Annotated in this window: 14 protein-coding genes, 1 rRNA gene and 1 other annotated feature; of the genes, 7 read left to right on the top strand and 8 right to left on the bottom strand. The window is 56.9% G+C overall.

The window, feature by feature from the left end:
* Window positions 1–113: 113 nt before the first annotated feature.
* A complete protein-coding gene (locus ELR57_RS24235) occupies window positions 114–866 on the top strand; it encodes a YdcF family protein (RefSeq protein ID WP_126961875.1) in 753 nt (250 codons plus the stop codon).
* An 80-nt stretch (window positions 867–946) separates the two neighbouring features.
* Here ELR57_RS24235 and ELR57_RS24230 read toward each other — a convergent pair whose 3' ends face one another.
* From ELR57_RS24230 to ELR57_RS24220, 3 genes are read right to left on the bottom strand one after another with little or no spacing between them, the layout of a single operon-like run.
* Entirely contained in the window at window positions 947–1,801 is an 855-nt protein-coding gene (locus ELR57_RS24230) for an SDR family oxidoreductase (protein ID WP_126961873.1), read from the bottom strand.
* The gene (uxuA, locus tag ELR57_RS24225; RefSeq protein ID WP_126961871.1) at window positions 1,798–2,898 is read right to left on the bottom strand and encodes a mannonate dehydratase; all 1,101 of its coding nucleotides are present in this window, start codon (window positions 2,896–2,898) and stop codon (window positions 1,798–1,800) included. Before uxuA ends, ELR57_RS24230 begins: the two co-directional genes overlap by 4 nt.
* Before the next feature lie 15 nt (window positions 2,899–2,913).
* On the bottom strand, window positions 2,914–3,588 hold the full coding sequence (locus ELR57_RS24220) for a GntR family transcriptional regulator (protein WP_126961869.1): 675 nt from the start codon (window positions 3,586–3,588) through the stop codon (window positions 2,914–2,916).
* Window positions 3,589–3,866: 278 nt separating this feature from the next.
* Here ELR57_RS24220 and ELR57_RS24215 point away from each other — a divergent pair, with 278 nt between their 5' ends.
* From ELR57_RS24215 to ELR57_RS24200, 4 genes are all read left to right on the top strand, one after another.
* Window positions 3,867–5,873: a heavy metal translocating P-type ATPase gene (locus ELR57_RS24215; RefSeq protein WP_126961988.1), complete on the top strand. Its 2,007-nt coding sequence runs from the start codon at window positions 3,867–3,869 to the stop codon at window positions 5,871–5,873.
* A gap of 520 nt (window positions 5,874–6,393) precedes the next feature.
* Window positions 6,394–6,624 (top strand) — a binding site (T-box leader).
* Between the two features lie 156 nt (window positions 6,625–6,780).
* Window positions 6,781–8,322 (top strand): 2-isopropylmalate synthase, encoded by a 1,542-nt coding sequence (locus ELR57_RS24210; protein WP_126961867.1) that lies wholly within the window; start codon window positions 6,781–6,783, stop codon window positions 8,320–8,322.
* Between the two features lie 5 nt (window positions 8,323–8,327).
* Window positions 8,328–8,816 carry a YbaK/EbsC family protein gene (locus ELR57_RS24205; protein ID WP_126961865.1) on the top strand — a complete coding sequence of 163 codons (489 nt, stop codon included), beginning with the start codon at window positions 8,328–8,330 and terminating at the stop codon, window positions 8,814–8,816.
* A gap of 162 nt (window positions 8,817–8,978) precedes the next feature.
* Window positions 8,979–10,592 (top strand): sensor histidine kinase, encoded by a 1,614-nt coding sequence (locus tag ELR57_RS24200; protein WP_158630148.1) that lies wholly within the window; start codon window positions 8,979–8,981, stop codon window positions 10,590–10,592.
* Between the two features lie 287 nt (window positions 10,593–10,879).
* On the opposite strand, the gene ELR57_RS24195 is transcribed toward ELR57_RS24200, so the two are convergent.
* From ELR57_RS24195 to ELR57_RS24175, 5 genes are all read right to left on the bottom strand, one after another.
* Window positions 10,880–12,502 (bottom strand): response regulator, encoded by a 1,623-nt coding sequence (locus ELR57_RS24195; RefSeq protein ID WP_126961861.1) that lies wholly within the window; start codon window positions 12,500–12,502, stop codon window positions 10,880–10,882.
* The gene (locus tag ELR57_RS24190) at window positions 12,483–14,252 is read right to left on the bottom strand and encodes a sensor histidine kinase (protein ID WP_126961859.1); all 1,770 of its coding nucleotides are present in this window, start codon (window positions 14,250–14,252) and stop codon (window positions 12,483–12,485) included. The genes ELR57_RS24195 and ELR57_RS24190 overlap by 20 nt, the downstream gene beginning before the upstream one ends.
* A gap of 55 nt (window positions 14,253–14,307) precedes the next feature.
* Window positions 14,308–15,123, bottom strand: coding sequence for a carbohydrate ABC transporter permease (locus ELR57_RS24185; protein ID WP_126961857.1), 816 nt, complete (start codon window positions 15,121–15,123; stop codon window positions 14,308–14,310).
* Entirely contained in the window at window positions 15,120–16,001 is an 882-nt protein-coding gene (locus tag ELR57_RS24180) for a carbohydrate ABC transporter permease (RefSeq protein WP_126961855.1), read from the bottom strand. The genes ELR57_RS24185 and ELR57_RS24180 overlap by 4 nt, the downstream gene beginning before the upstream one ends.
* Before the next feature lie 89 nt (window positions 16,002–16,090).
* Window positions 16,091–17,398 carry an ABC transporter substrate-binding protein gene (locus ELR57_RS24175; protein ID WP_126961853.1) on the bottom strand — a complete coding sequence of 436 codons (1,308 nt, stop codon included), beginning with the start codon at window positions 17,396–17,398 and terminating at the stop codon, window positions 16,091–16,093.
* A gap of 158 nt (window positions 17,399–17,556) precedes the next feature.
* Between ELR57_RS24175 and ELR57_RS24170 the strand changes: the two genes are divergently transcribed.
* Both ELR57_RS24170 and ELR57_RS24165 read left to right on the top strand, forming a co-directional pair.
* Window positions 17,557–18,513 (top strand): 3'-5' exoribonuclease YhaM family protein, encoded by a 957-nt coding sequence (locus ELR57_RS24170; protein WP_126961851.1) that lies wholly within the window; start codon window positions 17,557–17,559, stop codon window positions 18,511–18,513.
* Window positions 18,514–18,912: 399 nt separating this feature from the next.
* Window positions 18,913–19,197, top strand: a 16S ribosomal RNA gene (locus tag ELR57_RS24165); the annotation flags it as partial.

Here is a 19,197-nt window from a genome sequence, read left to right as displayed (position 1 = left end):
ATCGGTTCAGGTGCACTATTTTTTTTCGACGATCGGACGATAGGGTTTTCTCATGATACAATAGCCGGAAAAGAGTTCCTGCCTGCTGGAACGGATCGAAAGGGGAAGAACGGATGGTCTATCTGATCAAGTTCGTCTATAGCTTCTTGCTTCCTCCCGGCATCTTCCTGATTCTGTTCCTTCTGCTGGCAATCTGGCTGTGGCGAAGGGAGCGCAAAGCAGCCTTGGCGCTTGCGTTCCTGACGCTCCTGTTCTACTTGTGTTCGACGACGCTGGTAGGCAATGCGCTGCTCGGCATGCTGGAACGGACCTACGATCAGCCGGCCCAGCCGACGGGGGACGTGATCGTCGTGCTGGGAGGAGGCGCCACGCGAACGACGCCTGACCTCGGCGGGGAGGGCAATCTGTCCGGGGGCGCGGCGAATCGGCTGCTCGCCGCCGCGAGGCTGCACCGGGCAACCGGTCTGCCGATCCTTCTGTCCGGCGGCCAAGTGTACTCCGACAGCGGCAACGAGGCGGACATTGCCCGCCGTCAGCTCCTGGCCCTGGGGATCGAGGATGGGAAGATCCTGGTCGAGAACCGATCGCTTAATACGGAACAGAATGCCGAATACGTAGCGGCCCTTCTGAAGGAGCACGATTTGTCTCAACCGATTCTCATCACGTCCGCTTTTCATCTGCCTCGATCGGTGCAGGAATTCAAGCACGCCGGTTACGACGTGCAGCCTTATCCGGTCGATTACCGAGTGGACGCGGATTCGCGCTTCGCGCTGAGCAAGCTGACTCCGAGCGCCGATGCAGTCGCGACGACCGGAACGGCGCTGAAGGAAATCTTGGGCTTGCTTGCGGTTTATCTTCTTCGATAAGGAGAGCGAGCCCATTAGGAATAAGAAAGAGAGAGAGAACTCCGTCCAACGGGGTACTCTCTCTCTTTCTTGTTAAAGCCTTATACGCCGGAGTAAGCCATGAATCCGCCGTCGACGGGAATAACGGCGCCGGTTACGAAGCCGGACGTATCGTTGTCCAACAGCCAGAGCACCGTGCCGAGCAGATCCTCCGGAACTCCGAATCTGCGCATCGGAGTATGCGTCAGGATCTTGTTCGAACGAGCGGTCAGGCTGCCGTCCGGGCTGCGCAGCAGAGTGCGGTTCTGTTCCGTCTCGAAGAAGCCGGGGGCGATCGCGTTCACGCGAATGTTCGATTCGGCCAGATGGACGGCCATCCATTGCGTGAAGTTATTGATTGCGGCTTTGGCCGCGCCGTAAGCGGGCACCTTGGTCATCGGGCTGTAGGAGCTCATCGAGGAGACGTTCAGAACGACGCCGCCTCCGCGTTCGGTCATCGAACGGGCGAAGACCTGGGTCGGGATCGTCGTCCCCATGAAGTTCAGGTCGAGCACATTCCGGAAGCCCGGAATGCTGAGGTCGAAGAAGGTCGTCACGCCTTCCTGTTCCAGATCTTCCGGCTTGAAGGTCTCGTTCGTCGTATTGGCGCTCGGATGGTTGCCGCCGGCGCCGTTCAGCAGAATGTCGCAGGGTCCCAGCTTCTCGCGGACGACCCGTTCCGCTTCGCGCACGCTCGATGCGTCCGTGACGTCGCAGGCGACGGCGACCGCGGTTCCGCTTTTCTCGCTAATCTCGCGGACGACCGCCTCCCCTTTCTCCAACGTTCGATTCAGGATCGCGACCTTAGCGCCTTGGCGGGCCAGCTCCAGGGCCATTGCCCGGCACAGCACGCCGGAGCCTCCGGTAATGACGACGACTTTGCCGCTTAAGGAAGAATGAAGAGGAAGTCCGCTCATGGAGTTACCTTCTTTCCGTTATTCTGATCGTCCCGTCGGGCTCCGTGCTCAGCCGCATCCCATAAGCCCCACAGATACATAATGCCGAGCGCGCGATCGTACAGGCCGTAGCCGGGACGGCATTCCTCTCCCCACAGATGGCGGCCGTGGTCGGGCCTTGCATAGCCCGCGAAGCCGACATCGTGGTAGGCTCTGACGATGCCCGCGATGTCGACGCTTCCGTCCTGCGTCCGGTGGGAGGATTCGATGAAGTCTCCGTTCTCGTACCGGCGGACGTTGCGGATATGCGCGAAGGGAATCCGGTCCGCGAATTCGCGAATCATGGAGACGATGTCGTTGTCCGGGTTCGCCCCGAGCGAGCCGCTGCACAGCGTAATGCCGTTATAGGGACTGTCGTGCAGCTTAAGGAAGCGGCGGAAGTTCTCTTGGCTCGTCATGATCCGGGGAAGCCCGAAGATGGACCAAGGCGGATCGTCCGGGTGGATGGCCATCTTGATGTCGTGGCGGGCGGCGACCGGTATGATCTCGTTCAGGAAGTAACGCAGATTCTCCCACAGATTCTCTTCCGTTACGCCTCGATAGGCTTCGAACAAGGAAGTCAGGTGCGCCAGGCGCTCCGGTTCCCACCCGGGCATCGTCAGCGCCGAATTCTCGTTGATCTGGGCGACAAGGTCGAACGGATCGAGGTTCTCGATGCGGGCTTTCTCGTAGAAAAGGGCGGTCGAGCCGTCTTCCATCTCTTTGTGCAAGTCCGTCCGAAGCCAATCGAAGATCGGCATGAAGTTGTAGCAGATGACTTTGACGCCGACCTGGCCCAGCTTCTCGATGGTTCGCTTGTAGTTCTCGATATAACGGTCTCGGCTCGGAAGCCCGAGCTTGATATCCTCATGAACGTTGACGCTCTCTACGACGTCGATGTTGAACCCTGCGGCTTGCACTTCGTCGCGCAGCGCAAGGATCTTGTCCATCGGCCATTCTTCCCCGGCCGGGACGTCATGAAGCGACCAGACGATCGTCTCGACGCCCGGAATCTGGCGAATCTGGCCTAAGCTTACGGTGTCGTTCCCCGTTCCGAACCAGCGAAAACCCATCCTCATGTCGACTTTTCCCCCTTATAGGAAATACTGCGGGAACTTCTCTCTCAGGACGACCATGTCCTTCACGCTTAACAGCAGATGCTCCTGCATCGTGCTTTCCGCCAGATCGGCGTCTTGAGCTTCGATCGCATTGACGATTCTCTCATGCTGTTCGTACAGATGGTTCCATTGATGATCCGAGACCAGCCTCAGCAGGCGGGTTCGGTTCAGATGAGCGTTCATCTGCTGAATGACGGACCAAGTGTTGAGCTTGCGGCAGCCTTCGAACAGAGTGCGGTGGTAGCTTTCGTCGAGCTCGAACAGCCGCTTGTCGTCCTGCCGCTCCATGCTGGAGCGCTGCTCCTTGAGGTTCGCGCGAAGCTCCTCCAGCTTGTCGCCCGGGAAGCTCGCGCAGGCGAGGCGGACGACCGCCTTCTCCAACTGCTCGCGCATGAAGCGGGCTTCCTCGACCAGCTCGGGGTCGATGAGAGAGACGTAGGTTCCTCGCTGCGGAAGCACCTGAACGAGCCCTTCCTGAGCGAGGCGCACGAAGCTCTCCCGAACCGGAGTGCGGCTCACTTGAAAAGCAAGCGACGATTCTTTCTCGGACAGGGCGGTGCCGGGAGGAAGCTCCAGGCTTAGAATCTGGCTCTTGAGCTTCGCGTAGACGAAGTCTCTCGCGGACGCGGCGGGTGTCGGTCCGATTGGCATCGGCTTCATCGCTCCTTTCACTACCATACTACCATACAAGTATGGTAGTTAGGAATGGCCGAGTTATTTTTATTGAATAAGCCTATTTGTGCGATGTGCTATTTACAATTCCTCATTTTAGAATTATTCTAATGTAAAAGACGGCAATCTTACTCAAATCATAGCGAGAATTATCTCTATCGACATGCAGTCCCCTTTCCAGGGGACTGCATGTGCCATTTTAAGGGTCGTAATAATGGGATTCATTCTCACCAGAAGGAGCAAACGATATGAATGCGATGACCAATGCCAAAGAATCGATCGCCGGAGAACGGAGGGGAGCCGGTCTTGCGCAAGAAAGCGCGAAGGCCGAAGCCCGTTGGAAAAAGGAGCTTAGCCGCTATGGGGAAGGGATCGCCGCGCTGGCGAGCGGCCTGCTGATCGCCGTCGCTTGGAGCTTGTCTTCTTCCTCGGAGGCTGCTTCCATTGCTTTCTACGCGCTGGCCTTCCTTGTCGGCGGCTTCGCCAAAGCGAAGGAAGGATGGCTAACTCTCGTCGAAGAGAAGGAGCTCGACGTTAATCTCCTGATGATCGTCGCGGCCATCGGAGCAGCCGGCATCGGCTATTGGACCGAAGGGGCCGTCCTGATCTTCATTTTCTCGCTTAGCGGCGCGCTGGAGACGTATACGATGAACCGCAGCAGCCGGGACATCTCCGCTCTCATGGGGCTGAAGCCGGAGACGGCCGTCCTCTGCTCCGAGGAAGGGGAGACGATCGTTCCGATCGAGAGCCTGAACGTAGGGGATGTCGTCCTGGTTCGTCCGGGCGAACGCATTCCCGCCGACGGCCTTGTCCGCGAAGGGGCGTCTTCCGTGAATCAAGCTTCGATCACGGGCGAATCGCTTCCCGTCGACAAGGGTCTCGGGGACGAGGTGTTCGCCGGTACGCTTAACGGGCAAGGCGCTCTATTCGTAAAGGTGACCAAGGGAAGCGATTCGACCCTCTTCGCCAAGATGATTCGCCTCGTGCAAGAGGCTCAGAGCGAGAAGCCGAAGACGCAGCGATTCATCGAGAAGCTGGAGCGGGTCTACGTACGGCTCGTCTTGGCCGCGACGGCGCTATTGATCCTCGCGCCTCCGCTTCTGCTCGGACTGTCCTGGGAATCCACTTTCTATAAGGCGATGGTGTTCCTTGTCGTAGCCTCTCCTTGCGCTCTGGTCGCTTCCATCATGCCGGCCGTGCTGTCCGCGATCTCCACGGGAGCGCGTCACGGCCTGTTATTCAAGGGCGGAGCGCATGTCGACCATATCGCGGACATCAAGGCGATCGCTTTCGACAAGACCGGCACGCTGACGCAAGGCAAACCGATCGTGACGGATATCGTCGCCTTCCAAGGCCTGACGGAAGAACAATTGCTTCGAATCGCCGCCTCGATGGAGAGCCTGTCCGAGCATCCTCTGGCTAAGGCGATCGTGCGCGAGGCGGAGGAGAAGAAGCTTGACCTTCAGCGTCCGGCGGGCTTCCAAGCACTGACCGGCTGGGGCATTCAAGCGGATTGGGAAGGCGAGACCTGGAAGCTGGGCAAAGCGGATTATGTCGAGGAGAGCCTGCGAACCGAGGAGCTGACGGCGGTCGTCTCGCGGCTGGAACGGCAAGGCAAGACGGTGACGGTGCTACACCGGGAGAGCGGCGTCGCGGGCGTAATCGCCCTAAGAGACACGCTGCGTCCCGAAGCGAAGCACGCAGTCGCAAGGCTCCGCGGGATGGGCATCGAAGTGGCGATGCTGACCGGCGACAGCCGCCGTACCGCCGCCGCCATCGCGGCGGAGCTCGGTATCGAGCGCGTCTACTCCGAGCTTCTGCCGGAAGACAAGGTCGCGAAGGTGAAGGAGCTCGGCGGCACGTTCGGCGCCGTCGCGATGGTCGGCGACGGCATCAACGACGCGCCCGCTCTAGCTGCCGCCACGGTTGGGATCGCGATGGGCGTCGCGGGCAGCGACGCGGCGCTGGAGACGGCGGATCTCGTGCTGATGAACGACGAGATCGGCCGCATCGCCGACGCGGTCGAGCTGGGCCAGCGCACCCGGCGAGTCACCAAGCAGAACATCGTCTTCGCTCTCGGCGTGATCGCCCTGCTCATAATCGGTAATTTTGCCGAAGGAATCGCGCTTCCGCTAGGGGTTGTCGGGCATGAAGGCAGCACGATACTCGTCATCCTGAACGGGCTTCGACTGCTCGGCAATGGATCGATGAGCAAGAACCCTGCGGCCGCGGGCGCTTCTTCCGGAGCCGCGCTTTATCGATAATCGTTCGGCCATTTAATGCCAAGCGGATCGGGGACTATTTACAAGCAGCAATAACGCCAAACAGCGGACTGGATCCGGGTTTGGCGTTTTTTTATCGATACACGGAGGCGAAGAAGAAAAGTACATCAGAAACTTCATGATGCGCGGGAAGAATCTTTTCTTTTTCGGGTTGCCAAATTCCTCATTTTCGTTATAATGATGATAATGATTATCATTGCCGAGACGATTGGGAAGGGGTCATCCGAGTGGACATGGTACTGCCTGCAACAACGTTTATTCTGGTGATTCTCGGGTCTTTCTGCCTGTTCGCGGCGATGACGAACGACCGGCGCAGACGAGAGATGGGAAGATAGGAATAGAACCTGGGCGCTTTCGTTATCCTATGGGATAGCTGAAGGCGTTTTTCTTTTTGGCTGGCAACAAAATGAAAAATCCGCGAAAAACCCGGTTGACATCCGGGAAGCGGGAGCGTAGAATTGCACTTAATCAAGCAAGAAGCAATCAACGACAACCACATATGCCAAATGTTGTGATTAGAAATAGTAGATGCGATATGACCTTTCAGAGAGCCGTTGGGTGGTGCGAAACGGCAGCGTCGTTCTCATCGAACTCGTCTATGAACAGCTGCCCGACAATGTAGGGTAAGACGGAATTCCACCGTTACAGGGATAGATGGTGATGGCCATCGAAGAAGATCATTTCCTCGGAAATGAATTAGAGTGGTACCGCGAGTTCAAACCTCGTCTCTATGCGTAGAGACGGGGTTTTTTTGTATCTTCGGACAAATTGCGAAGTTCGGTTAAAATCCGGATTTAACCGACCTCGCTTCACATATAGTCGTTAGACGCTTCGGTTCCGATTGAAACCTAACCTTAAACTATTCCGCATCCAACAGGAGGCCAACCATATGAACAACCGCAAAATCATCGTACTCGACACCACTCTGCGCGACGGGGAGCAAGTCCCGGGCGCCAAGCTGAACGTGCAGCAGAAGCTGGAGGTCGCCCAGCAGCTCAAGCGCCTGAACGTCGATATCATCGAAGCGGGCTTCGCGGCCTCGTCCCTGGGGGATTTCCAGGCTATTCAACAGATCGTGAAAAGCGTCGGGGACAGCGTGTCCATTACCGCTCTGGCCCGCGCGGTCAAGAGCGACATCGATGCGGTGTACGAGAGCATCAAGCTGGCGCAGAATCCGTTGATCCATATCGTGCTGGGAACGTCGAACGTCCACGTGGAGAAAAAGTTCAATCGTTCCAAGGACGCCGTTATGCAGATGGGGGTCGATGCGGTTAAGTATGCCAAGACGCTTCTGCCGAACGTTCAATATTCCACGGAGGACGCTGCCCGTTCGGAGTTCGAGTACCTGTGGAGCACGATCGAAGCGGTCGTCAAAGCGGGAGCGACGATGATCAACGTGCCCGATACGGTCGGATTCGCCGTGCCGGAGGAGTTCGGCGACCTGATCCGCCGGATCAACGAACGTCTGAAGAACCTGAATGACAAGGTCATTCTGAGCGTTCACTGCCACAACGACTTGGGCATGGCGACGGCGAATACGCTGAGCGCGGTACGCAACGGGGCCGATAAGGTCGAGTGTACGATCAACGGCTTGGGCGAACGCGCCGGCAACGCTTCCTTGGAGGAAGTCGTCATGGGGATCAAGGTGCGTGAGAACTACTACAACTGCCATACGGACATCGAGACGAAGGAGATTCTGCGTTCCTCGAAGCTGGTCAGCTTGCTGACGGGCTTGGACGTTCAGGTGAACAAGGCGATTACCGGCGACAATGCCTTCGCGCATTCTTCGGGCATTCATCAGGACGGTCTGCTGAAGGATAAGAACGTGTACGAGATCATGTCTCCGGAAGATATCGGCGGCGACAGCATGGAGCTGATCCTGACCGCCCGCTCGGGACGCCACGCCTTTAAGAACGCGGTTGAGAAGATGGGCTTCGAGCCGGGCGACGACGAAGACTTCGAGCAGCTGTTCCAGCAATTCCTGACGCTGGCCGATTCCAAGAAGGAAGTCTACGATCACGACGTGTTCTACTTGCTGACGCAGCATCGCGACATTCCGGAGACGGATCGCCAATTGTTCGAGCTGGAGTCGTTCCAGGTGATCAGCAACGAGCTGTATCCGACGGCCACGGTCGTCCTGAAGAAGGGAACCGAGACGTTCACGGGCACTTCGGTCGGCGACGGCCCGATCGATGCGCTGTACGGCGTACTGAAGACGTTGACCGGAATGGATGTCGAGCTGAAGGACTACAAGATCAACAGCTTGTCGCGCGGTACGGAAGCGGTCGGACGAGTGAGCATCCGCATGGAATACCAAGGCAAGATCTTCTCCGGCCGGGCGATGGATACCGACATCATCAAGGCCAGCGCGCTCGCTTTCCTGAACGGGATCAATGCCGCCGTGCTGGATGAGCAGACCGTCTTGAGGTAAGGGACATGAGCGAACCGACTGCAGCATTGAAGGCCAGCGCGCAGCGCATTCAGTCCGTTCTCTCCGAAATGGGCTACGGCGAGCGGGTCGTCGAGCTCCCGGGCTCCACGCATTCCGCGCAGGAAGCGGCGGAGGCGATCGGCTGCGACATCTCCCGAATCGCGAAGACGATCGTCTTCCGGGCGAAGCCGACCGGGGAACCGGTTCTTGTCGTCGCCAGCGGGGTGAATCGGATCAACGAACGCGCGTTGGCGAAGGCACTGGAGAAGAAGCTCAGCAAGGCCGACGCCGAATTCGTTCGCGAGCGTACCGGATTCGTCATCGGGGGAGTCGCTCCGATCGGCCATGCCGAAGCGATCGAGACGATCATCGATGAGGATCTGCTCGAATTCGACGAGATCTGGGCCGCGGCGGGCCATCCTCACGCCGTCTTCCGCATGACGCCGTCCGAGCTTGTGGCCATGACCCAAGGGCGCGTCATGCGAGTCATCTAATAGTCGGCGGAATAAAGTCCGCAAACGAACAAGAAAGCTTCCCATAGGCCGATGCCTTAGGGAAGCTTTCTTCTTGTCGAAATCTGTTGCCGTGCCCATGGACTTGTGGTTCAATCAATTATGAAGCAATTGACAATCGAGAGGTTGGAGAACATGCATCACATGGAACATATTCATGGCAATCACGATATGTATCTCGTTATTTTCTCTTACCTGGTAGCAGCGGTGTCCTCTTATACCCTACTTGACCTTGCGGTTCGCGTGAGCGAGGTGAAGGGGAGAAGCCGGCTTCTGTGGATTTTGTTCGGCGCGGTCTCGATGGGCATGGGCATCTGGTCGATGCATTTTATCGGGATGCTGTCGTACCGGCTTCCGTTCGATGTCTCTTACGACATCGTCGTCGTTCTGATCTCGGTTCTGGCCGCGATTGCGGCTTCGGCCGTCGCTCTTCTTGCTCTAAGCCGGGAGAACGTGCCGATGGTGCGGCTTATCACGGGCGGAATCCTGCTCGCGGGCGGCATATCGGCCATGCACTACATAGGAATGTCGGCGATGATCGCGGACATCCATTATAATCCCCTGTTCTTCGCGTTATCGATTCTTATCGCTTTGATTGCCTCGATCGTCGCGCTATGGCTCGGTTTGTATTTTCGGAAGGAGGCCGGCAAGGCGGCCATCTGGAAAAAGCTGGGCAGCGCGCTCATCATGGGGACGGCGATCGTCGGCATGCACTATACGGGAATGTGGGCTACGACCTTCCGGGCCGGAGGAGGTTCCGTTCTCTCCTCCGGGGTCAATCTGAATCACAAGTGGCTCGCTCTCTTCATTGGCGGAGGAACCTTGATTACGCTGGCGATCTCGCTTATCGGAATCGTCATCTCGAAGCGGTTCTCGAACAAGGATTCCGAGATCCAGGAGAAGCGGCTCGAGATTCAGCATATTAATGAAGAGCTTCGCCAGATGAACGAGCATCTGGAGGAACTGGTGGCGAAGAGAACGGCCGAGCTGGAGAAAGCCCATGACGAAGCGATTCATGCCAATCTGGTCAAGAGCCAATTCCTCGCCAACATGAGCCATGAGCTAAGGACGCCCCTTAATGCGATTATCGGCTACAGCGAGATGCTGGCCGAAGATGCGGAAGAGAACGGCCATGAAGGCTATGTGGACGATCTCTCCAAGATAACGAAGTCCGGGCGCCATCTGCTGGAGATGATCAACGATATTCTGGACATCTCGAAGATCGAGACCGGGAAGATGGACGTCTACTACGAGACGTGCCGCCTGCCCGAGCTGGCCGGGGACGTGAAGGCAGCCGTCTATCCCCTTGCGGAGAAGAACGGCAATCGCCTCCAGATCCGCTGCGTGGACGGATCCATGACGGTGGATGTCGTGAAGCTGCGGCAGATCCTGATCAACTTGCTCGGGAACGCGTGCAAATTCACCAAGAACGGCAGCGTCGAACTGGAAGTGGAGCGCATGAACAGGGGGCCTCGCGAAGGTTACGTGTTCCGGGTCAAGGATACGGGAATCGGCATGACTTCCGGACAGATGGAGAACTTGTTCCAGCCGTTTACGCAAGCGGATTCGTCCACGACGCGCAAGTACGGAGGGACCGGCTTGGGGCTTGCGATCAGCCAGAGATTCAGCTACCTCATGGGAGGGGACATCCGCGTGGACAGCGAGTTCGGCCAAGGGAGCCTATTCTCCTGCTGGCTGCCCGCGGAACCGAATCCGTCAGGGAGCGAGGAAGACGATTCGCTCGATTCGAGCGACTAAGCGGCAGAATGAATAGAAGGGCTGGATTCGAGACCTGATCCTGACGGATCGGTCTGCGAATCCAGCCCTTCTGCGTTTATAGTCGTTAGAAGGTGAAGATAACGGGAGCCAGGCTCGGTATCGAATGCGGTTATCCGGACGGCTGCTCATAGCCGGAAATTGCGTGGTCGGCGAACCGAACCCCAGATCGGAGGATGTCAAATAAGGAACCCATCCTTTCGTCGGCACGCGGCGCGTGCGATTCTCTAGGCAAAATATGCGATTGCCTAGAGGGGGGGGGTCTTCGCCTATTGCATATTCCGATATTCCTGGGGAGTCACCCCGAAGTGCTTTTTGAACAGCTTGATGAAGTAATGGGGATTCTGATAGCCGACCTCCAGCGAAATCTCGTATATTTTCCTCGTGCTTGTCTTCAGCAGCTTAACGGCCTTCTCCAGCTTCATCCGCGCGATATACTCGCTGATATTCTCTCCGGTCTCCAGCTTGTACAGCTTCGAGAGATACGCGGGATGCATATGCAGCACGTCGGAGATCATCTGGACGGACAGGTCTCCCGAGAGCCTGGAGAGGATGAACTTCTGCGCTTCCCTGACGGCAGCGGCGCGCGCGGTCCGCGTCTCGCTCTGGGCGCTGGAGCGGAAGACGTCCAGAATATTCGTTGTCCATTCCTTCAGGTGCTCCACGGTTCTGGCGGGAAGAAGCTCCTTGCCGCGCACGTAATCGGCTCCGATCATATCCGCCAGATTGCGCCCGTTCTTATGGGCCAGATAAGAGAAGGCGGAGAAGATGGCGAAGAACGCTTCGGTCAATTGTTCCGAAGACTCGCGCCAGCGCGTATCCAGCTCCTGCAAGACGGCTTCGAGCTTCGCGGCGACGGCGTCCCAATGGCCGGCTTCCATCAGATGAACGAGAAGAGGCGGTTCATACAGCGAAGCCAAGGTTCCGATCTGCGCCATCTCGCCGCGGTCGGCGATGTACACCGGAAGATCGCGTTCGTCTCCGAAGCGCTTGCCGAACAGAAGAAGGAGGTTGTCGTAGATCTTCGTCAGCTCGTTCGGGAATAGGCCGGAATAGCCGGACATGACCGAGACCGGCTTCTTCAGGTACCGCTGCACGTTCATCTGGAATTGGCCGACGAGGCGGTTGAGGTGATATTGCCATTGTTCCTCGTCGATCGATGCATGTTCTCCCGTCTTGGGAACTAGAACAAAAACCAAATAATCGTGAACGTCCCGGCAGCTCCAGACGTCGAAGTACTCCTGAAGCGTCTCCTCTGCGAGATTGCCGATGGCATACTCCATCAACGACACTTCGTAGGAATTGTAATCCGCTAGTTTCTCTTTGTACCGGACCAGCATTATGTAGACGTTCTCGCCGATGCGGACCGGCACCTCGAGCAGCCGAAGCTGCTCCTCCAGCTTGTCGGACGGCATGCGCTTGCCGAGCAGCAAGCTCTGCAGCAGCTCCGCCCGGATTCCCGGGAGATGCTGCCGCATCGCGGCCATGGCGCGCTCCGAGCTCTCTTGATTCTCTCGTTCTGCCCGGAGACTCTCGACGACGGAGGCAACCTGTGCGGAAAGCTCCTCGTCGTCGATCGGCTTCAGCAGATATCCTTGAATATTATGCTTGATCGCTTCCTGCGCATACTCGAAGTCGGCATGGGCGGTGAGCAGCAGGCACTTCACGTGCCTCCAGTGCAGATAAATCTGCCGCGCCAGCTCCAACCCGTCCATCTCCGGCATTCGCACGTCCGTGATGACGATATCGATATCGTGAAGATTAAGCAGATTGAGGGCTTCCAGGGCCGAGTAAGCTTTGTGGACCTTCTCAATTCCTAGTGTCTCCCAGGGGATGGTCTTGGCTAGCGTATCCGGTACGTTCATCTCGTCGTCAACGAGCAGAAGCTGCATCGGGGAGTCCTCCTTCTATACGTTCGTCCATAGGTTCTCTCCAGCGAATCGTCACCCTCAGCCCTCCGAGAGGAGAGCGGGAGAACGAGAGGCCGGCATTCGGTCCGAATTGATAGTGAAGCCGCTGCTGAACGTTCCAAATTCCGAAGCCTTCCCCCTCTTCGACGGGGCGTTCGGTCTTCGACTGCAGCTTACGGATAATCTCTTCCGTCAGATCCGCGCCGTTGTCGTCGATGTAGACCCGATTCTCGTCGCCGGCGCGTTCGCAGGAGATATCGATGATCCCGTATCTTCCCGTGCGCTCGATGGTGTGAAGAATCGCATTCTCGACGATCGGCTGAACGAGCAGGCGAGGAATGCGAAGAGAGCCCATCTCCTCCGGCAGGGAGATCTCGTAATGGAACCGTTCCAGGCGCAGGTTCTGAATGATCAAGTAGTGTTCGATCAGCTCCAGCTCTTCCTTCAGGGAAGTCATCGTGTGCTCGAGCCGCGTGACGTACCGGTAATACGCGCCCAGGCTGATAATCATCTTCGTTGCCGCTTCCTTGTCGTCGACAGCCACCATGTTCTTGATGAAGAAGAGGCTGTTGGACAGAAAATGCGGATTGATCTGGGCTTGCAGATGCTTGAGTTGGGCGTCCCGGTAGCGGATATTCTCGGCATGAACCTTTTCCACCAGGCGTTGGATCTCGTCCGACATCTGGTTGAACTTCAAGATCAAGATGTCGAACTCGCTCCTAGGCGAAGAGCGGATGCGGTACACGTACTCCCCGGTCTGAATGCGCTGAATTCCCCGAAGCAGCTTGTTGATCGGCACCTGCACCTGGCGATATAGAGCCAGAGAGGCCGCCAATCCCAACAGGAGCATGAGCAGGAGGGACGCGTAGAACAGGTTGCGGCTTCGGTCAATCGGGGAGAGCACGTCCTTCAGCGGAGTATAGCTGACGGCATGCCAGCCGAGACTGGCAGAACGGACGTAATCGACCATATACGATTCGCCGTCGACGCTGGCGATCCGATACCCTTCCTCCTCAGGAGGATCTTGATCCAACTGGCTCTTCAGCTCGGCAACCAGGGAGGCATCGGTCTCCTGTCCCGCGATCGTCTCGGCTCCCGCCTTGTAGAAGAACGAATTGCCCTTCTCGTCCTGGGCGAAGTCCTGCAGCAGCTTCGTCAGATTGCTCTTGGAGAAGCGCACCTCGACGATCTCGTCCTGCTTCGAGAAGTCGCTCTCTCCCCGCGACGGATCGAACAGAAGCTTCGCGAAGAAATCGTTCCCCTTCGGTTCTTCGTTATAAACCCAGGTACCGTGAGGCTCTTGGCTCATCTTCTTTAAATAGTCCTCGTCATAGATCCCGTAATAATCGCTGGAGATCGCTTGCCGAACGCCGGGATAATAGATCGTAAGCCGATTGGGCCAACCGCTTGTCGCGCTGAGCAGGCTCATCTTCTGAATGAATTCTTCCTGCTCCTGCAGATGCTCGTACGCGCCCTGTCCCTCTGACGGATGAAGTAGCTTGCGCGTAGTCGGATCCCGGCTCAGCACGATCGCGAGCACGGACAGCTGGTCGACCGTAACGTCCACTTGGCTGCCGAAAAAAGAAAGACGCTTCAAGGCTTTGTCTTGAAGCTCCTTCTCGATCACCTGCACGGATATTTGATTCGTGTAGCCGAAGATAAGCGCGATCGGCAGCAGCACGATAATGATCAACAGGACGGTCTTGCTGAACGTATTCCAGCCTCGAAGCATGTCGGATGACTCCTTCTGCTAGTAGAAAAACCTGCAAGCTCGGGTTCTGTTCAGTTTACCCTTTGACGGCGCCGGCGGACAAGCCGCTGACCACGTACTTCTGGGAGAAAAGCGCGATTAGAATGACGGGCAGGGTAATGATGCAGGCGGCCGCCATCAACGCCCCCCAATTGATCGACGTATTGGACATGAAGTTATAGATGGCAAGGGGGAGCGTCTTCGTGCTCTCGCCGGCGAGCACCAGGGAGAACATGAAGTTGTTCCAGGAGAAAATAAAAGCGAGCAGCGAGGAAGTCACGATGCCCGGCACCGATACCGGCAGTACCATCTGGTAGAAGGTGCGCAGCTTGGAGCTTCCGTCGATCCAGGCGGACTCTTCGACCTCCTTCGGGAATTCCTCGAAGAAGGGGATCATCACCCACATGATGAACGGCAAGCCGATGACCATATGCGCCAGAACCATGCCTCCGATCGAGTCGATCAGGTCCATTTTGTTAAACAGGATGTACCAGGGAACCAGATACGTGATGCTCGGGATGATCTTCGCGACCAGGATGGCGAGGCCGAAGTACGGCATGTTGAACTTGGCGATTCCGTACGCCGCCGGCAGCCCGAGGAACAGGGAAGCAAGCGTGGACACGGTTGCGATGACGAAGGTGTTCCAGATGTACTTCAGATAGTCGTATTCCTGGAAGACGGAGAGATAGTTCTTGAACGACGGTTGGAAAACAAACATGTGATTCGGCGACAGGACTTGAAGCTGAGACTTCAAGGAGCCGGTCAGCATCCACAGGAACGGGAACAGGAAGAGCAGCAGAATGACGAGATTGACGATGGTGTAATTGGTTTTCGCTAGTTTGGATGTTCTCATACTCGATCACCCTGCCTTTTGCGCAAAGAGGTAAGAATCAGAATCACGGACAGAATCAACAGGAAGAAGATGATCAGCAAAGCGGAGGCGGAGCCCAGCTTGAAGTTCTGGAAAGCCGTGTCGTAAACCAGGATATTGAGCGTCTGGGAAGAGAAGTTCGGCCCGCCTTGCGTCGTCGCGTAGATCGTGTCGAACGTCTTCAGCAGATCGATGATTCTCAGGGTTACGGCCGTAATGATCGTCGGCATCAGGAGCGGGAGGGTGATATGGCGCAGCTTCTGCCACGAGGTGGCGCCGTCGACGTCCGCCGATTCGTAAGGATCGGTCGGCAGGGAAGCGATGCCGGCTATGACGATAAGAGCGATGAAAGGCGTCCACTCCCAGACGTCGATCGCGATGAGGGAAGGCAGCACTTGAGTGACGGAGCCAAGCCATTCCTGTCTCTCGAAGCCCATGCTTACCAGGATGTGATTCAGGATGCCGATGGACGGCTCGTAGATAAGCACCCAGACCAGAGCGATGGAGACCGGCGTTGCGACCATCGGCAGCATCATGACAGTCTTCACGAAGCGGGCGCTGCGGAACTTGCGGGAGAACAGAATCGCGATCGCCACTCCAAGCACGGTCTCAAGCAAGATGCTGGCGGACGAATGATAGAACGTGACCTTGAGCGCGTTCCAGAACTTCGGGTCCTGGAATAGGTTGATGTAGTTGTCGAAGCCTACCCACTTGGGAGGCGTAATGGCCGACATGCTCCATTCGTAGAAGCTCAATCGCCCCGTATAGACGAGAGGGTATGCGACCATGAGAAGAATGAAGATAACGGCCGGCAAGGTGAAAACCCACTTCAGATGGCGGTCTACCCAGTTGATGATCATAATTCCGACTCCTTTGCCTATCGACCGGGTTCCTTCGAGAGGCGAACGGGCCGGCAGCCCGGCCCGTTCGCCGCAAGGAACGGTTGTCGTTATTTCTTGCTGTCGCTGTCGATGATCGCTTGCAGCTCCTTGTTCGCGGTCTCGGCGGCTTTGTCGATGTCTTCGCCGAGCATGGCCTTGACGACGATGCTTCCTACGGCGTCGCGGGCTTCGGTTACGCTCATGACTTGCGGCACGCTGTGGTCGACGCCGATCTGCATCGTTTCTTTGATCGCGGCGGCGAGATCGGCCGGGAACTTGGCCGTGCCTTCCGGAGAAGCCCAGACGGAGTCGCGAGAGAGAGGAACGCCGGATTGCTGAATTCGAAGCACGTTCTCCTTGTTCGTTGCCCATTCCATGAACGCCCATGCAGCGTCCTTCTTCTCCGACTTCGGATTCATGGCAAGCGCCCATGCCGCGATCGCATAAGGCTTCTGGCCGGCGGAGCCGGCCGGGAACGTCGCGAAGCCGACTTGATCGGCGATGGTCGATTGCTCCGGATCGGTCGTGTTCTTGAAGAGGGCGGAAGCGTCGACGTAGAAGGCAGCCTTGCCTTGAGCGAACAGCGCCGCCGCTTGCGGCCAGCCCATGTTCAGGGCGCCCTTCGGCCCGTAATTCTTCAACAGGTCGGCGTAGATGCTCATGCCGCGGATCGCTTCCGGCGTGTTGACCGCCGCCTTGCCGTCCACGATGAAGTCTCCGCCTTCGGAATAGATGAAGGAAGCCGCTGCGGAGACGAGAGCGTTGCGCTGGCCGCGGGCGACGAAGCCGTAGAAGTCCTTGCTCGGATCATGCAGCTGCTTGGCCGCCGCCACGAGCTCGTCCAGCGTCTTCGGCACCGGAATGTTGTTCTTCTCCAGGATGTCCTTGCGATAGTACATGACGAATTGGTCCGTCCACAGAGGGATCGACATCAGCTTGCCGTTCACCATGCTGCCGTCCACGGATGCTTGGGAGATGTCGCCGAAGGCATAGTCCGGGTTCTTCGTGACGTAGGAGTCCAGCGGCTCCGTCCAGCCGTTCTTCTCATATAGAAGCTTCTCCATGTAAGGGCGGTAGGTGAAGACGTCCGGAGTCTCGGAGCCGGAAGTGAATTGAACGGCAAGCTTCTGCTGAAGCTGCTCTTCCGGGAATACCTGCAGGTCGACCTTGATGCCGGTCGTGTTCTCGAATTCGCCTAGCGATTCCTTCATTCCGTCCGTCCATGGATGGCTTAGAGCAAATACGGTCAGTTTCTGGCCTGCGAACGGCTTGTCCGAGGAAGGAGCGGCTGCATTCTCTTTTTTGTTGTCTCCGCATGCGGCAAGTCCGACCGTCATGGCAAGCGATACTCCGATGATTGCGGTTTTTTTCAACATTCGCTTTGGTGACCCCTCTCAGAAGATGTGGTTATGTTGGTTACGCTTTCATTCTAGTCTGCGCGGCGTCGCAAACCCATAGCAAAGATTCAAGCATTATATATCTAAATTTAATTTCCATAGTATAATGGCACTATCGATAGGGGGAGGACAGCGGAATGACATTAATCAATCAGATGAAGCCGCAGGAGGAATTCGTCGGCTTTTATTTATTGAAGGAACTAGAGGTAAGGCAAACGAATGCGACGCCTCCCAAGGATTATTTCGATATCACGCTCTGCGATTCCAGCGGGCAGCTGCCGGCGAAGTTCTGGGATGCGTCGGCGACCGACAAAGAGACCTTCTTCCCGATGAAGCTGGTCAAGGTGCGCGGGCTCGTTCACCTGTACCGCGAGAAGCCGCAGATCAAGATCAATAAGATGCGGCTTGCGACGCCCGAGGATGGAGTGTCCTTGACGGACTTCATCCGCTCGGCTCCGATCGACTCGAACGATCTGGTCGCCATCATCAACCGAACGATGGAGAGCATCTCCGATGAAGACATCCGCCGGATCGTTTCTTATTGCATTGGCAAAGTCGAAGAACGGCTCCCGCATTATCCTGCCGCCAAGACTCACCATCATGCCTACTATGGAGGGCTAGCCTATCATACGGTACGCATGCTGGAGCTGGGAGAGTTCCTGTGCAAGCAGCGGCCGTTCCTGAATGCGGACTTATTGAAGGCGGGGATCATCCTTCATGATATCGCGAAGCCCGAGGAGATGAACGCGGAGCTTGGAATCGTGACGGATTACAGCAACACGGGCAAGCTGATCGGCCATATCGCGCTGGCATCGGCTTGGATCATAGAAGCCGCCATCAAGTGCGGGATTCCGGTCGAGTCCGAGAAGGTGATCGGGCTGCAGCATCTGGTGCTGTCGCATCATAATCTCGGGGAGTGGGGAAGCCCGGTTCAGCCGCAGACCGCGGAAGCGGTGGCGCTGCACTTCATCGACGCCATGGACGCGAAGCTGCAGATGGTGGAGGATGCGTTGCTGACGACCCCGGAATCGGAGGAGTGGACTCCGATGATCCGCGGGCTGGAGAACAAGGCCATTTACCGGTTGAAGATCTAGCCACGGAACAATAATAGTGAATCTATAATAGAGAAACGATAAGAAGAGAATGTTAACTGGGAGATAATACCTGTTGCATTCTCTCTTGCGTTTATGGTACATTATTTCTCGCGCCGCTGAAGCACTGCGAGCTGCATGACTCCGGAATGAACGAGTGCTCGTAAGAATGCTCGACAAACTGGAAAACATTGTGGGTTGCAACGGTCGGCGGAATGCGGTAAGATGTAATTCCTGCTTCGGAAACGGAGCGGACAAGCAAGAAATAAGAGATTCACAACTTGTTCCTTGAAAACTGAACATCGAGCGTAAATGGAAATAAATCGTCGAGCGGAACTTCGGTTCTGCGAGACAAACCAGCAGTACAGAACGAGCCTTCAAGGTTCTTCAAAAAGGTTTACCTTTATGGAGAGTTTGATCCTGGCTCAGGACGAACGCTGGCGGCGTGCCTAATACATGCAAGTCGAGCGGATCTTCTTGAGTAGCTTGCTACTCAAGAAGGTTAGCGGCGGACGGGTGAGTAACACGTAGGCAACCTGCCCATAAGACCGGGATAACATTCGGAAACGAATGCTAAGACCGGATACGCAGGACTGGGGCATCCCGGTTCTGGGAAACACGGTGCAAGCTGTGGCTTATGGATGGGCCTGCGGCGCATTAGCTAGTTGGTGGGGTAACGGCCTACCA

This window comes from Cohnella sp. AR92 (assembly GCF_003990975.1).
Classification (GTDB): domain Bacteria; phylum Bacillota; class Bacilli; order Paenibacillales; family Paenibacillaceae; genus Cohnella.
Note: the sequence above shows the minus strand (reverse complement) of the source record. Positions and strands in the feature narration are given on the sequence as shown.

Excerpts from the sequence above, each read along its gene's own strand:
- ELR57_RS24235 (WP_126961875.1), top strand. The coding sequence starts at position 114 with ATGGTCTATCTGATCAAGTTCGTCTATAGCTTCTTGCTTCCTCCCGGC.
- ELR57_RS24230 (WP_126961873.1), bottom strand. The coding sequence starts at position 1,801 with ATGAGCGGACTTCCTCTTCATTCTTCCTTAAGCGGCAAAGTCGTCGTC.
- uxuA (WP_126961871.1), bottom strand. The coding sequence starts at position 2,898 with ATGAGGATGGGTTTTCGCTGGTTCGGAACGGGGAACGACACCGTAAGC.
- ELR57_RS24220 (WP_126961869.1), bottom strand. The coding sequence starts at position 3,588 with ATGCCAATCGGACCGACACCCGCCGCGTCCGCGAGAGACTTCGTCTAC.
- ELR57_RS24215 (WP_126961988.1), top strand. The coding sequence starts at position 3,867 with ATGACCAATGCCAAAGAATCGATCGCCGGAGAACGGAGGGGAGCCGGT.
- ELR57_RS24210 (WP_126961867.1), top strand. The coding sequence starts at position 6,781 with ATGAACAACCGCAAAATCATCGTACTCGACACCACTCTGCGCGACGGG.
- ELR57_RS24205 (WP_126961865.1), top strand. The coding sequence starts at position 8,328 with ATGAGCGAACCGACTGCAGCATTGAAGGCCAGCGCGCAGCGCATTCAG.
- ELR57_RS24200 (WP_158630148.1), top strand. The coding sequence starts at position 8,979 with ATGGAACATATTCATGGCAATCACGATATGTATCTCGTTATTTTCTCT.
- ELR57_RS24195 (WP_126961861.1), bottom strand. The coding sequence starts at position 12,502 with ATGCAGCTTCTGCTCGTTGACGACGAGATGAACGTACCGGATACGCTA.
- ELR57_RS24190 (WP_126961859.1), bottom strand. The coding sequence starts at position 14,252 with ATGCTTCGAGGCTGGAATACGTTCAGCAAGACCGTCCTGTTGATCATT.
- ELR57_RS24185 (WP_126961857.1), bottom strand. The coding sequence starts at position 15,123 with ATGAGAACATCCAAACTAGCGAAAACCAATTACACCATCGTCAATCTC.
- ELR57_RS24180 (WP_126961855.1), bottom strand. The coding sequence starts at position 16,001 with ATGATCATCAACTGGGTAGACCGCCATCTGAAGTGGGTTTTCACCTTG.
- ELR57_RS24175 (WP_126961853.1), bottom strand. The coding sequence starts at position 17,398 with ATGTTGAAAAAAACCGCAATCATCGGAGTATCGCTTGCCATGACGGTC.
- ELR57_RS24170 (WP_126961851.1), top strand. The coding sequence starts at position 17,557 with ATGACATTAATCAATCAGATGAAGCCGCAGGAGGAATTCGTCGGCTTT.